Source organism: Priestia sp. YIM B13486, assembly GCF_042787865.1.
Taxonomy (GTDB): domain Bacteria; phylum Bacillota; class Bacilli; order Bacillales; family Bacillaceae_H; genus Priestia; species Priestia megaterium.
Window position 1 is genome coordinate 40,829 of sequence record NZ_JBHZOZ010000001.1, and the last position, 14,471, is coordinate 55,299.

The following is a 14,471-nucleotide window of genomic DNA, read 5'->3' on the forward strand; positions in this document are numbered from 1 at the left end:
GCTTAAGGCGCTTTTAACAGAAAAACAAAAGGTCTTCTGCCCGCTTACAGAAGACCTTTTTGCTTTAACTTTTTGCTTTTAAAACGGCTGCTAGCTTGTTTTTCGTTTGAGGACCATAAATACCATCCACATCATAAGGAAGATACACAAGCTGAAAACGTCTGACTGCATCTTTCGTTTGAACTCCATATATTCCGTCTACTGAACCTACTTTAAAATTCACCGCGTTTAATGCTTTTTGAAGCTGCTTCACGGCTTCTCCAGAATCACCTTGTTTTAAAATTCCATTTGGAAGTGGATATTGTTCCGAAGGTGGAGTTGGTGACGGTGTTGGAGATGGGTTTGGTGAAGTCCCTGAAGGAATAACAATTGTTTTTCCAACCTGTAGTGTTAAAGGATCAGAAAGCCCTGTATTCGCTTCTTGAAGCGCTTGTACTGTTATGTTGTACTTCTGTGCAATACTGTAAAGCGTATCTCCTTGCTTGATCGTATACGTTTTTGTACCTGGTTCAGAAGGTGATGGATTCGGAGTTGGTGTTGGATTGGGGTTTGGAACTGCACGACGAGGTAAATTCAAATAGACGGCAATTCCTTTTGCATACGATTCACCCATGCTTTTTAAAAAAGCTTCGTTTTGGAGAAGTGCTGCATCGGTGCGGTTATCAATAAAGGCTATTTCAGTTAGTACTGCGGGCATATTTGTTAAGCGAAGCACCGCATAATTGGCTGATTTTCGACCGCGATTCGGATGATTATACGACAGCAGCGTTGGCTGTACTTGGCCGTGGACAATTGATTGAAACGTTTTACTGGCATTGCTAGCGCTTCTATAAACATAATCTTCATATCCTGTTCCTCCACCGGCATTTACGTGAATAGACATAAATACATCTGCTCCCCACGAATTAGCTTGAGAAGCGCGCTGAGATAACGATAAAAAAGTATCTGTGGTACGAGTGGTTTTAATCGTAAAGTCACTGTAGGTGCTATTTAAATAGCTTATTAAATATTGTTGAATTTTTAAAACTAAGTTTTTTTCATACAGTCCGTTCGCTCCAACTGCTCCTGCATCTGCCCCACCATGTCCTGCATCTAGATAGATTTTTTTCATATTACTTGTCCCTCCTTATTGTTAACATATGTATAGGGGCAAAAAGTGCTACGTATACTAGCCTACTAAGTAGAAATTTACTAAAAAAAGAACCGCTACTCAAAGGCAGCGGTTTATTCTGCGTTGTAGACAGAATATTAAATAGGGATAGCTCTCAAGGAGTGACAGCTATATGCAGAGTGTTGATTCGTTGATTAAATGATAATAATTATCATTTTCATTTGAAGTATACACTAAAAGGAAAGTTTTGTCTATTCTATTATGAGAACGGGCCTATTTAAAAAGCAGAACGCCTATAACAATGAGAATAATCCAAATTGGAATGCTGATTAATATGCCTATTACTAAACCTTTAAAAAAATTTCCTTCTTGCATTTTCATTCCATTCCTCTCCAACAGTATTTTCTAATGATACTACGACTGGCTGAAAATTCTTTGAAGTTATACTGAAGTGCAGAGTGAACACATAAACAATCTCTCTATCTGTTATACACTACTTTTACATATAGATTCAATGAGACAAAAAGCTTATCCTTTTTAATTCTTATAACCAAATTCTTTCCTGTATCTAACAAAACCATAAAAAAGCCTCCTGTAAATTGTACGACAGGCAGCTATACTTGTTTTATGAACAGCTTAGTTCGATATTTAATATGCGCAATGTTATTCATTTTGAAAAACAAAAAAAGTCCGAGAGAACGTATAAACGATCTCTCGGACTTTTAGGAATTAATATTGGCTCATGTATTGGTCACGTTCCCAAGGATGAACTTGTGTACGGAACATATCCCATTCGATTTCTTTCGCTTCAACGAAGTGCTCTGCTAAGTGTTCACCTAATGCAGAAACCATAACTTCGTTTGATTGGAAGCTATCTAAAGCTTGAGCTAATGTTGCAGGTAAATCTACGATACCTTCTTCAATACGCTCTTCTTTTGTCATTACATAGATATTACGATCGATAGGTTTTGGAGCTTCAAGGTTGTTCTTGATTCCATCTAAACCAGCTTTTAATAGAACAGCCATTGCTAAATATGGGTTAGCAGCTGGGTCTACGCTACGTACCTCAACACGAGTTCCTACGCCGCGAGAAGCTGGGATACGGATTAATGGGCTACGGTTGCGAGCAGACCATGCAACGTAACAAGGAGCCTCATATCCAGGCACTAGACGCTTATAAGAGTTTACAGTAGGATTTGTTACTGCTGTAAAGCTGTGTGCGTGCTTGATGATACCTGCGATAAATTGACGAGCAGTATCACTTAGCTCTAGATTACCGTTTTCATCATAAAATGCGTTTTGACCATCTTTAAATAATGAAACGTTACAGTGCATACCTGAACCATTCACACCAAATAATGGTTTTGGCATAAATGTAGCATGTAAGCCATGTTTACGTGCAATTGTTTTTACAACAAGTTTGAACGTTTGGATATCATCACAAGCTTTTAATGCAGCAGCATATTTGAAGTCAATCTCGTGTTGTCCAGGAGCTACCTCATGGTGAGATGCTTCAATTTCAAAGCCCATTTCTTCAAGCTCTAATACGATGTCACGACGGCAGTTTTCACCAAGGTCAGTTGGCGCTAAGTCGAAGTAGCCACCTTTATCATTTAATTCTAATGTAGGTTCGCCTTTTTCGTCTAATTTGAATAAGAAGAACTCTGGCTCAGGTCCAAGGTTAAAATCAGTAAATCCTAACTCTTCCATCTCTTTTAACACACGTTTTAAGTTATTACGTGGATCGCCATCAAACGGAGTTCTATCTGCATTGTAGATGTCACAAATAAAACGTGCTACTTTACCTTTTTCAGATGTCCAAGGGAAAATAACAAATGTATCAATATCCGGGAATAGGTACATATCTGATTCTTCAATACGTACAAACCCTTCAATAGAAGAACCGTCAAACATCATTTTGTTGTCTAACGCTTTTTCTAATTGACTTACTGGAATTTCAACGTTTTTAATTGTTCCTAAAATGTCAGTGAACTGAAGACGAATATACTTTACATTCTCTTCTTGAACTTTGCGGAAAATATCTTCTTTTGTGTACTTTGCCATCGTGTGATCCTCCCCTAAATCTCTATATAATATTTATAATCTATACCCCTCATATACGAACGGCATAAATATTGATAACTTTATTAATGAAAGAACCTGGACATATCTCCTTGATTTAAAGTTGCTCGATTAAAACGGCCTGCTTGCATAAGTTCTGCACGAAGCATTTTTCGCAATTCATCGTCCGTTAATTCTGGCTTTGCTGTTGCTGCCACAACTTTTTCTTCTTGCTTATGCCCTTTTTGCTCCTTTTGAAGATGAAACAGCTGCTTTACACCTGCTAAGTTTACACCTTGTTCAATAAGATCACGGATTTCAAGCAGCTTATCAACATCGTTAAATGAGAATAATCGTCGATTTCCCTCTGTTCTTACTGGTGCAACTAATTCATGTTCTTCATAGTAGCGAATTTGGCGAGCCGACAACTCAGTTAACTGCATCACAATTCCAATTGGGAAAAGTGGCGTATTTCTTCGAATGTTGTCACTCATTTCAGTTCCTCCTTTGGATTAACTATTTACATTGTATGCTATGTTAGTTCACCTGTCAACCGAATGTTAGTAATTCTAACATAAATTTTTCTGAACATTTCTTCTATACAAATAAATAGCACTTCGTTTATTTTTATAAGCCTATCTTTTCTTTCTTAGCGGGGAGAAAATAGTCTTTCTATCTTATATTTTATAAAAGTTCTTTCGTCAGCATTTGATCTACTGCCATGCATATTGCTACTTTTACGTGAGCATACGTTAACCCGCCCTGCACGTAAGCGACATAAGGAGGCCTGATAGGTCCATCTGCCGTCAGCTCAAGGCTTGCTCCTTGTATAAACGTTCCAGCTGCCATAATCACATCATCTTCATACCCTGGCATATAAGCAGGATAGGCCGTTACGTGTGAATTAATTGGCGAAGCAATTTGAATAGCCTGACAAAAAGAAACCATTTTATCGCGGTCATCGAACTGCACGGATTGAATTAAATCCGTTCGTTCACTGTTCCACTTCGGTTCACTTTGCATCCCTAGCTCTTCGAACATAGCGGATGAGAAAACCGCTCCTTTTAATGCTTGACCGACTACGTGCGGAGCCAAAAAGAAACCTTGATACATTTCTTGCAAGCTATACAGCGTCGCTCCAGCTTCTGCACCGATTCCAGGAGTTGTCATTCGATATGAACAAGCTTCCACTAGGTCTTTTCGTCCTGCAATATAGCCGCCGATTTTAGCAAGACCTCCACCAGGGTTCTTAATGAGCGACCCCGCCATCAAATCTGCTCCTACATGCGTTGGCTCGATCGTTTCTACAAATTCACCGTAGCAGTTATCGACAAATACTATAACATCAGGCTTAATACTCTTTACAAAAGAAATCATTTCTTTTATTTGCGCGACTGTAAAAGAAGGGCGAATGCCGTAACCTTTTGAGCGCTGAATGCCTATCATCTTTGTGTGCTCATGAATAGACGCTTTCACTTCTTCAAAATCCACTTGACCTTGCGCTGTTAAATCTACTGATTTATAGCTAATATTATATTCTTTTAAAGAGCCTACGCCGCTTCCTCGTATACCAACAATTTCTTCAAGGGTGTCATAAGGCTTTCCAGTTATATATAATAGTTCATCTCCAGGACGCAGTACACCAAACAGCGATATGCCAATTGCGTGCGTACCTGAAATAATTTGCGGACGCACCAGACAAGCTTCTGTTCCAAAAACGTCCGCGTATACTTTCTCCAACGTATCGCGGCCTAGATCGTCATATCCATACCCCGTTGTCGGATTAAAATGTGAATCACTCACTCGATTTTGCTGAAAGCTTTGCAGCACCCGAAATTGATTTGCTTCAATGCGCTCGTCAATTTTCTCATGTACAGGCTTAATTTGTTTTTCTACTTTTGCAGCAAGTTCCCGAATGCGTGCCCCGTTTTTTAACTGATCAAACATCATTTCTTTGTTCCTCAACTTTCTTCAAGCGTTTGTAGCTTTTTGTACAGGGGATGCTCTTTTGCAATATACCCTTTGCACTGATACTTCTCAGTTTCTTCATTGAATTTTAACGACTCAAGAATAGAGACCGTTTTGAGTTCAGCGAGCATTTTTCCTTCATAAGCCGGCAGCAGCACATGAAAAAACGCCATTTCTTTTTTCATTTCTTCTTGAATTCTTTCTCCAAGCTTCACTAAATCAGTAGCTTTAAAAGCGCTCATTGATAAAGATGTCGAAGCGGATGGGACAAATAGTTCATGCTGCGTATCTTCTTTATTGTAAACTGTCAGCATCGGAATGTCCGTTACGTTCAGCTCTTCTAGTAAGCGATGCACTGTTTTTTCGTGGTTGTTGTAATCTGGATTAGATGAATCTACCACGTGCAGAACAAGGTCAGCTTCGGTTACTTCTTCAAGTGTTGAACGAAACGCGGCTACTAACGTTGTTGGAAGATCTTGAATAAATCCAACCGTATCCGTTAACAGAGCCGTTAGTCCTGACGGAAGCGTATACTGTCTTGTCGTTGGATCAAGAGTTGCAAACAGCTGATTTTCTTCAAAAATACCCGCCTCTGTTAAACGGTTAAAGATCGTCGATTTACCAGCGTTCGTATAGCCCACAATTGCAATTTGATAGACATGATTACGCTTACGTCTTTCTCGATAACGTTCGCGGTGACTTACCACTGTCTTTAACTGACGCTTAATTTCATCAATTTTACGGCGAATATGTCTGCGGTCACTTTCAAGTTTCGTTTCACCAGGACCTCTTGTTCCAATTCCGCCTCCAAGACGCGACAAAGCGGTACCTTGTCCTACTAACCTAGGTAGCAGATAATTTAATTGAGCAAGTTCCACCTGCATTTTTCCTTCTCGCGTTTGAGCACGCTGTGCGAAGATATCCAAAATCAGCTGCGTACGGTCAATAACACGCGCAGATAATCCTGCTGACAAATTGCGGATTTGACTCGGTGACAATTCATCATTAAATACAATTAAATCAGGCTCTAACTCTTCTTCAAGAGCCACAAGTTCTTCTACTTTCCCTTTTCCAATATAAGTAGCTGGATGAATGCGATCGCGCTTTTGCGTTAACCTTACCAGCACTTCGCCTTTTGCAGTCTCAGTTAAAGATGCTAGCTCATCCATTGAATATTCAAAACGTTCGTCATCGTCATGAAGCTGACATCCGACTAAAATTACGCGTTCAAGTTCAGTATTCATTTCTGCTGTCAAAGATTTTTCCTTCCCTTACTATTAAATTGACAAATCATTCATATCATATCAAAAAAATGTCCATTTCTCCATCTTTGCAAAAGAGACAGAATACATTGTCTTTTACTAGTTTAACACCCTTTTTAAAATCTATAAAACGATGATTAAAAAAACATTGAAATATCACGAAATTCTGTATACAATTTGAGTTGGTTTACTTATCGAAATTTGAATCAGGCTGCCTGATTTTAAAATAATAGTCGCTACTTGGTGAAAACAGAATAAAGGGGATAGCATCATGACTTGGGACGTACTTAGCATTATTGGAACGATTGCCTTTGCAATCAGCGGAGCTTTCATTGCCATGGAAGAGGAGTATGATATTTTAGGCGTTTACATACTGGGAATCGTAACGGCTTTTGGCGGAGGAGCCATTCGAAACCTGCTTATCGGTGTACCGGTGTCTGCCCTTTGGGAACAAGGACTCTTTTTTCAGATTGCTTTATTATCTATCACTGCCACTTTTTTATTTCCAAACAATATCTTAAAACATTGGAAGCGATGGGGAAACTTTTCGGACGCCATTGGCCTTGCAGCATTCGCGATTCAAGGAGCGCTTTATGCCACTCATATGAACCATCCGCTTAGCGCGGTTATTGTAGCTGCGGTCTTAACAGGAAGCGGCGGGGGAATTATCCGAGATTTATTAGCACGCCGAAAGCCTACTGTTCTTAAAGATGAAATTTATGCGGTATGGGCGATTATCGCAGGATTTAGCGTAGGGCTGCATATTACAAATACGCCTATAGAACTTTATACGTTATTTATCTTACTTGTAGGTCTTCGGATGTGTTCATATATTTACAAATGGCGCCTGCCGATCAAAACGATTCGACAACCAAACATGTAGAAAAAAAGCCTTTCGTAACGAAAGGCTTTTTTTTACAGCTGAATATCGCTTGACGTTAAAGTTAGAAGCTCGTTGCGCTCAAAGCTTTCTTCTTCTAAAAGCCTCATGGATTGAGTACGTATGGAACGTTCGATAATGTTTCGCACATATCGACCGTTACTAAAATCCCTAGGCGTCTGATTGTACTTCACGTCCATAAAATGATCTTTTAGCTTTTTATAGGCCTCTGTACTAAACTGATACTGCCTGTCATTCATCATGTGACCGGCAATGTCCATCAGTTCATTTACATCATAATCTGGAAAATCAAAAATAAACGGAAACCTAGAGCGTAGCCCTGGATTAAGACTTAAGAAATTTTCCATTTCTCTTGGATAACCAGCTAAAATCAATACAAACTTATCATTTGAATCTTCCATATGTTTGACCAATGTATCAATTGCTTCTTTTCCAAAATCTTTTTCTCCCCCTCTTGCAAGAGAATAAGCCTCATCAATAAATAAAATACCTCCAAGCGCTTTTTTTACAAGATCTCTCGTTTTCTGAGCGGTATGACCAATGTATTCTCCAACTAAATCTGCCCGCTCTGCTTCAATTAAATGTCCTTTAGACAAGATGTTCATATTCAAAAATAATTTACCTAGCAGGCGGGCTACCGTCGTTTTCCCTGTTCCTGGATTTCCTTTAAACATCATATGCAGCGCCTGCTTTCCCGCTTTTAAGCCCTGTTCCTCTCTTTTTTTGTTAATATATAACCACGCATATATTTCTTTTATCATTTTTTTCAATTCTTCCATTCCAACCAGTCCGCTCATTTCTCGTTCAATTTCCCGAAGCGGCTCATGATTTATGACAGCTTTTTTGGCAGGACGCGGAATTGATGTCGTATACGATTTTTCCTTTTTTGTTTCATTATTTAAAATGATATTAATTTGCCCATTATTTTTAAGAGTTATCGGCTGCTCCACCATGTTCACCTCTCGTTTCATCCCACTTCTCTGTATCGCATAGCTGAATGCGATGAACGATACGAAGACAATGATCTCTTATTACCGAAGAAATAATCGTCTATTATAAGGTTTATGTTCGATGAGTAAAAACAATGTTAAGAAACTTTTTTAAGCCTTCATTTGCATAAAAAAAGCATCCGAATATTCGGATGCTTCTCTTTAGTCTCTATTCAAGTTCTACTGTAATATTTTTATTTGGTACAAATGTCGAAATCGCATGTTTATAAATCAGCTGCTGTTTTCCTTCAGATTCAATTAACACAGTAAAGTTATCAAATCCTTTAATTAGTCCTCTTAATTGAAAACCATTTAAAAGAAATACCGTCACATAGATATTTTCTTTACGTAATTGATTTAAAAATTGGTCTTGAATATTAACTGATTGTTTCATTATTCGGCCTCCTCGTTTCTCTATCTGTTTACTTAATTCGCTTCTTTCTTCAGCTTTCCTGCAATATATGTAAAAATTTCAGCAAACTTTTCGGGAAATTTGTCAACTTCCATCTCTATCCATTTTACAGGCATTTTATTCCGAAACCACGTTAACTGACGCTTTGCATATCTGCGTGAATTTTGTTTCAACTGTTCAACGGCTTCTTCGAGCGTGCAGCGTCCTTCAAAATAAGCATAAAGCTCTTTGTAGCCGATAGCTTGAATTGATTGTACATCATGCAGACCACTTTCGTACAATGATTTGACTTCATCAAGCAGTCCAGCCTGCATCATCATATCGACTCGTTGATTAATTCTCTCATATAATACGTCTCTATCCATTGTAAGCCCAATAATGCTTACGTCATATAATAACTCTTGCGACTGTTCTTTTGTATAGTCACTGAATTTTTTGCCGGTTACTTCATAAACTTCAAGCGCTCTGATTACACGGCGATGGTTGTTTTTATGGATAGCAGCTGCACTGTCTGGATCAATCTCTTTTAGCTTTTCATACAGGGGATCAATGCCATGAGCTTTAATAAATACTTCCATTCGTTCACGAACTCTTTCATCACTAGGAGTTTCTGTGAACTGATAATCATAAATAACGGATTGAATATAAAGACCCGTCCCTCCAACAATCATCGGCATTTTTCCTCTAGCGTGAATATCATCGATTTGTTTTCTTACAATCTCTTGAAATTCTGCCACAGAAAACGATTCATCTGGCTCCTTAATATCGATCAGGTAATGGGGAATACCCTGCATCTCTTCTTCTGACACTTTGGCAGTTCCGATATCCATCCCTTTATAAATTTGCATGGAATCACCTGAAATAATCTCTCCGTCTAACTGTTTGGCAAGTTCAATGCTCAATTTTGTTTTACCAACCGCAGTTGGTCCAATAATGACAATAAGTTTTGGTTTCTCTCCCGTCATAACAACACTACTTTCATCTATAGGCATTCACATCATTCCATTTTATCCAAATGGCCATGATTTATTCAACAAAACGGCTAGCTGCAGCTAGCCGCATTGCCTACATCACTCGCTTAAACATTTTTTCCATTTCATACGTCGAATGATGAATAATAATTGGTCGTCCGTGCGGACACGTAAATGGATCCGTAGTTTTTCTCAACGTTTCAAGTAAAGCAAAAATCTCATCGTTTCGCAAATGATGATTCGCTTTAATCGATCCTTTGCAGCTCATCATAATAGCCGCTTCTTCTCGTAACTTTTCGATATTGACTCGTTTCATCGTAAAGATTTGCTGAATCATTTCTTCAATGGTTTCCTGTTCCTCTCCTTTTGGAAACCACTGCGGATGCGAACGAACTATATAGGAGTTTTGTCCAAACGGTTCTAAGAAGACTCCTACTTCAGCTAGCATGTCTTTGTATTCTTCTAAAATCAAGGCTTCATTTCCCGAGAACTCTAGCGTAAGCGGCATAAGCAGTTCTTGAACTTCTGAATCTACTTCTCCAAGCTTTCGCTTAAAATATTCGTACTTAATTCTCTCCTGCGCCGCGTGCTGATCAATAATAAATAATCCTTTTTCATTTTGTGCCAAAATATACGTTCCGTGCATTTGACCAATTGGGTACATCGCAGGAACACGCGGTTCTGGCTGCTCTTTGGCTGAATGGTTCGGTTCTGGAATTGGAGCGTTTTCTTCCACCGATTCTTCATAGTGTTCTATTTCTCGAAACGTTGGTTCAAGTTCTTCATCTTGACGTATGACCTCTGTTTTAACAGGCGGCATAATCTCGTCTACACGAGCAGGAGCCTCCTTAAAACTAGGCTCGCGAACCGTATTAGAGGGCTGATAGCCAGACGTTTTAGACTGATGATCAAATGTAAAGGTCTGCTGCTCAGTTGGCTGAACAGCAGATTTTGACTTAGTTGGTACTACAGCATCCGGAATTAACTGCTGCTTTTTAAAAGCAGCTTTCACTCCTTGTTCAATAAGCTCAAACAGCTCCGCTTCTTTACTTAAGCGCACTTCTAGTTTCGCTGGATGAACATTCACGTCCACTAACAAAGGGTCCATTGTAATGGTTAAAAACACGATTGGAAAACGGCCGATAGGTAAAAGGGTATGATAGCCCTGCTGTACCGCTTTTAACAGCCCGTAGTTTTTAACAAACCGACCGTTAATAATGGTGGACATATAGTTGCGAGAAGCTCTTGTAATTTCAGGAAGAGCGACGTAACCATTCACTTCATAATCAAGTGACTGAACGTTAATCGGAATCATCTTTTTGGCTACCGCCATTCCATAAATAGCGGCAAGCACTTGGCGCACATCTCCGCTTCCGTTCGTATACAGAAGCTGTCTTCCTTGATGCATCAGCCGAATTGAAACTTCAGGATGAGACATCGCAAGGCGATTGACGACATCCGTTACGTTACCAAGCTCCGTGTTTACCGTCTTCATATATTTCAAACGTGCAGGTGTGTTGAAAAATAAGTTTTCAATAACAAGTTCGGTACCTTTTCGGCTTGACGTTAATTCGTGATGAACAATTTCTCCGCCTCTAAGTTTAAGATGAGTGCCGGCTTCTTCTCCCGTACTCGTTTTGAGTTCAAGCATTGAAACTGAAGCAATACTTGGCAAAGCTTCACCGCGAAATCCTAACGTTCGAATTCGAAATAAATCTTGTTCTGTTTTGATTTTACTTGTCGCATGTCTTTTAAAAGCGGTCAAGCAGTCTTCAGAAGCAATGCCGTCTCCATTATCCAATATACGAATTTTTGAAAGCCCAGCTTCTTCTAGCTCTATTTCAATAACTGTACTGTTTGCATCAATAGCATTTTCGACTAGTTCTTTCACCACCGAAGCAGGTCGTTCAACAACCTCTCCGGCAGCAATTTTATTTGAAAGTTCGTCTGAAAGCTGCACAATTTTACCCACAGACTCACTCCTCTCACTCTATTTCTTCTTTAATGATTTTTGCAGTTCATACATCGCATTCATTGCGTCTAAAGGCGTCATTTCTAAAATATCCAGCTCTTTTAAACGATCTATAATTGCTTTTTCCCGTTTCGAAAGCGCAGGCTTTTCTTTTTTTTCTTCTATTTCAAAGAACGAAAGCTGATTGGCTTCATCTGCTTTTTTACTATCTGCACGTTCTTCTTGAACCAAAGAAGCACCTTCTTGTGAAACTTGTTGTGTCATCTCTTCTCTTTTTAGAGCCTGACGTACAGGCTCACGCTCCGAAGATTGTTCTAAATCTTGTAAGATGACGCGAGCTCGCTCTAGAAGCGGATCTGGAAGTTCTGCTAGTTCCGCTACGTGAATACCATAACTTTTGTCTGCAGCACCATCTTTGATTTTGTGTAAAAAGACGACTTTCCCATTTTTTTCAACCGCGCTTACATGAACATTTTTAAGCGCAGGAAGCGACTCATCGAGTACGGTTAATTCATGATAATGAGTAGAAAATAGGGTCTTACAGCCAATATGTTCATGAACGTATTCAATAATTGCTTGAGCAAGAGCCATTCCGTCATACGTAGACGTGCCGCGTCCAATTTCATCTAATAGAATTAGACTCGACTGAGTGGCATTTGTCACTGCATTTTTCGTTTCTAGCATCTCGACCATAAACGTACTTTGACCTGAAATTAAGTCATCGGCTGCTCCGATACGTGTAAATACTTGATCAAAAATCGGCAGAACCGCTTCGTCTGCTGGCACAAAACAGCCAATTTGAGCTAGTATCGCCGTTAAAGCGACCTGGCGCATGTACGTACTTTTACCAGACATATTGGGTCCTGTAATCAGTAAAATTGAACTATCATCCGTCATTTGACAGTCGTTTGGCACGTATTCCTGCGAATTCATTACTTTTTCTACCACTGGATGGCGTCCATTTTGAATCGAAATATCTTCACTTGAAAAAATAGGCTTCGTGTAATGGCGTTCTTCACTGATTTTTGCAAAGCACTGCAGTACGTCAAGCTCACTTACTTTTTTAGCGAGTTCTTGCAGCCTTGGAATATATGCTTTTACTTCTTCACGGATTTGTAAAAACAATTCATATTCCAGCTCTACAATTTTCTCTTCCGCTTCTAAGATTAGCGCTTCTTTTTCTTTCAGCTCAGGCGTAATAAAACGTTCTGCATTGGTTAACGTCTGTTTTCGTTCATACATTCCTTCAGGCAAAAGATGCAAATTTGCCCGAGTTACTTCTATATAATAGCCGAACACGCGATTATAACCAATTTTCAGTGAGCGAATCCCTGTTTTCTCACGCTCTTGCTGTTCAAGTGACGCAATCCACGTTTTTCCGTTTCGGCTTGCATCTCGGTATTGATCAAGCTGTGCATGATAGCCGTCATTAATAATGTCTCCTTCTTTAATTGACAAAGGAGGGTGCTCTTTTAATCCTCTTTCAAGAAGATTAGCTAATCGCTCACAAGGATCAATGTCTTCAACAAGCTTTGTCGCATAAGGATGATTCAAACGATTCACAACCTCTTGGATATGAGGCACATTTTGCAATGATTTTTTTAATTGAATTAAATCACGAGCATTTACATTACCAAAAGCGACTCGACCAGCTAAGCGTTCTAAATCATATACGTCTTTTAGCAACTCACGCAGTTCTTCTCGTTCAAAAAACTGTTTCATTAAGACATCTACCATATTCAAACGATTATCAATATCCGCTTGTTTTAAAAGCGGACGATCAATCCAATTTTTTAATAAACGGCCGCCCATTGCCGTAACGGTCTGGTCTAATAACCATAGAAGCGAGCCTTTCTTTCCTTTTGAACGAATCGTTTCGGTTAACTCTAAGTTTCGCTTAGAGAACAAATCAATTTTCATATATTCATTGATTTGATAAAACTGCACGGGCTGTAAGTGTTCAAGCGAACGCTTCTGCGTGCGAGTTAAATACTGAAGAATACGCGCAAATGTTGTAATAAGCTTTTGCTGCTGAAGCGACTCGACTAAATAATCTAGTCCTTCTACTTGCTCTGTACTATTCTCATAAGAAATGGTAATCGTCATGCGCTCTTTTAGTGTTTGTAATAAGTCAGCAGGAAACTCAGAGCTTACAACGACTTCTTTTGCTTCTTTTGCATAAATCTCTGAGACTATATCGTGAAACGAACTAACAAGCGTTACGCTGTTTTCTCCTGTAGACAAATCAGAAAGAGCAAGACCAAACGTTTGATCCTCGAACGCAGTAACAGAACAAATATAGTTATTTTCCTTTTCATGCAGTCCGCGTTCGTTCATCAGTGTTCCGGGTGAAATCACCTGCACCACTTCCCGCTTTACAACACCTTTTGCATGCTTAGGGTCTTCTACTTGCTCACAAATAGCTACTTTAAATCCCTTTTCAATTAAACGCTCGATATACGTAGGAGCAGAGTGATACGGAACCCCGCACATCGGAATTCTCTCTTGTCCTCCTCCGTCTCGGCTTGTTAATGTTATTTCAAGTTCTTGAGAAGCTGTCGTAGCATCTTCAAAGAACATTTCATAAAAATCACCTAATCTAAAAAATAAAAAGGCATCTTGATACTCTGCCTTAATTCTCAAATATTGCTGTATCATTGGCGTATACGCTGCCATACTATTCCTCCATACCACATCTAGTTGTGCGTTTTTGCTACACGTATTATAACATAAGTCTTTCTTAAACTTAATTTATTCAAATAGAACAATCTTCAATTTCTTTTTATAAAACAAATAAAAAAGCTTCGGACGAAGGAAGAAGCTT

The 14,471-nt window shown here is 39.2% G+C and carries 11 protein-coding genes; 1 reads left to right on the forward strand and 10 read right to left on the reverse strand.

The genetic code is table 11. From position 1 onward, the window contains the following. Positions 1-64: 64 nt before the first annotated feature. From ACFX4G_RS00195 to hflX, 5 genes are all read right to left on the reverse strand, one after another. Complete coding sequence (locus tag ACFX4G_RS00195; RefSeq protein WP_043976565.1) at positions 65-1,111, reverse strand: N-acetylmuramoyl-L-alanine amidase; 1,047 nt, start codon at positions 1,109-1,111, stop codon at positions 65-67. A gap of 729 nt (positions 1,112-1,840) precedes the next feature. Further along, positions 1,841-3,175 carry a type I glutamate--ammonia ligase gene (gene glnA / locus ACFX4G_RS00200; protein WP_013058785.1) on the reverse strand — a complete coding sequence of 445 codons (1,335 nt, stop codon included), beginning with the start codon at positions 3,173-3,175 and terminating at the stop codon, positions 1,841-1,843. Between the two features lie 83 nt (positions 3,176-3,258). Then, positions 3,259-3,666, reverse strand: coding sequence for a MerR family transcriptional regulator (locus tag ACFX4G_RS00205; RefSeq protein WP_013058786.1), 408 nt, complete (start codon positions 3,664-3,666; stop codon positions 3,259-3,261). Positions 3,667-3,856: 190 nt separating this feature from the next. Continuing rightward, entirely contained in the window at positions 3,857-5,119 is a 1,263-nt protein-coding gene (locus tag ACFX4G_RS00210) for a methionine gamma-lyase family protein (protein ID WP_377572559.1), read from the reverse strand. Positions 5,120-5,133: 14 nt separating this feature from the next. Next, entirely contained in the window at positions 5,134-6,396 is a 1,263-nt protein-coding gene (hflX, locus tag ACFX4G_RS00215) for a GTPase HflX (RefSeq protein WP_377572561.1), read from the reverse strand. A gap of 277 nt (positions 6,397-6,673) precedes the next feature. Between hflX and ACFX4G_RS00220 the strand changes: the two genes are divergently transcribed. Beyond that, complete coding sequence (locus ACFX4G_RS00220; protein WP_013084735.1) at positions 6,674-7,285, forward strand: trimeric intracellular cation channel family protein; 612 nt, start codon at positions 6,674-6,676, stop codon at positions 7,283-7,285. Positions 7,286-7,317: 32 nt separating this feature from the next. Here ACFX4G_RS00220 and spoVK read toward each other — a convergent pair whose 3' ends face one another. The 5 genes from spoVK to mutS form a co-directional block, all read right to left on the reverse strand. Beyond that, positions 7,318-8,274 carry a stage V sporulation protein K gene (gene spoVK / locus ACFX4G_RS00225; RefSeq protein WP_016765353.1) on the reverse strand — a complete coding sequence of 319 codons (957 nt, stop codon included), beginning with the start codon at positions 8,272-8,274 and terminating at the stop codon, positions 7,318-7,320. Positions 8,275-8,461: 187 nt separating this feature from the next. Continuing rightward, the gene (gene hfq / locus ACFX4G_RS00230) at positions 8,462-8,686 is read right to left on the reverse strand and encodes an RNA chaperone Hfq (protein ID WP_013058791.1); all 225 of its coding nucleotides are present in this window, start codon (positions 8,684-8,686) and stop codon (positions 8,462-8,464) included. A 32-nt stretch (positions 8,687-8,718) separates the two neighbouring features. After that, the gene (gene miaA, locus ACFX4G_RS00235; protein WP_043976720.1) at positions 8,719-9,669 is read right to left on the reverse strand and encodes a tRNA (adenosine(37)-N6)-dimethylallyltransferase MiaA; all 951 of its coding nucleotides are present in this window, start codon (positions 9,667-9,669) and stop codon (positions 8,719-8,721) included. Positions 9,670-9,769: 100 nt separating this feature from the next. Beyond that, on the reverse strand, positions 9,770-11,647 hold the full coding sequence (gene mutL / locus ACFX4G_RS00240) for a DNA mismatch repair endonuclease MutL (protein ID WP_097824483.1): 1,878 nt from the start codon (positions 11,645-11,647) through the stop codon (positions 9,770-9,772). An 18-nt stretch (positions 11,648-11,665) separates the two neighbouring features. Then, positions 11,666-14,323 carry a DNA mismatch repair protein MutS gene (mutS, locus tag ACFX4G_RS00245; protein ID WP_097824484.1) on the reverse strand — a complete coding sequence of 886 codons (2,658 nt, stop codon included), beginning with the start codon at positions 14,321-14,323 and terminating at the stop codon, positions 11,666-11,668. Between the last annotated feature and the right edge of the window lie 148 nt (positions 14,324-14,471).

Coding starts and splice junctions, on each gene's coding strand:
- mutS (WP_097824484.1), bottom strand. CDS start 14,323: ATGGCAGCGTATACGCCAATGATACAGCAATATTTGAGAATTAAGGCA.
- ACFX4G_RS00195 (WP_043976565.1), bottom strand. CDS start 1,111: ATGAAAAAAATCTATCTAGATGCAGGACATGGTGGGGCAGATGCAGGA.
- spoVK (WP_016765353.1), bottom strand. CDS start 8,274: ATGAAACGAGAGGTGAACATGGTGGAGCAGCCGATAACTCTTAAAAAT.
- ACFX4G_RS00220 (WP_013084735.1), top strand. CDS start 6,674: ATGACTTGGGACGTACTTAGCATTATTGGAACGATTGCCTTTGCAATC.
- hfq (WP_013058791.1), bottom strand. CDS start 8,686: ATGAAACAATCAGTTAATATTCAAGACCAATTTTTAAATCAATTACGT.
- miaA (WP_043976720.1), bottom strand. CDS start 9,669: ATGACGGGAGAGAAACCAAAACTTATTGTCATTATTGGACCAACTGCG.
- glnA (WP_013058785.1), bottom strand. CDS start 3,175: ATGGCAAAGTACACAAAAGAAGATATTTTCCGCAAAGTTCAAGAAGAG.
- ACFX4G_RS00205 (WP_013058786.1), bottom strand. CDS start 3,666: ATGAGTGACAACATTCGAAGAAATACGCCACTTTTCCCAATTGGAATT.
- ACFX4G_RS00210 (WP_377572559.1), bottom strand. CDS start 5,119: ATGTTTGATCAGTTAAAAAACGGGGCACGCATTCGGGAACTTGCTGCA.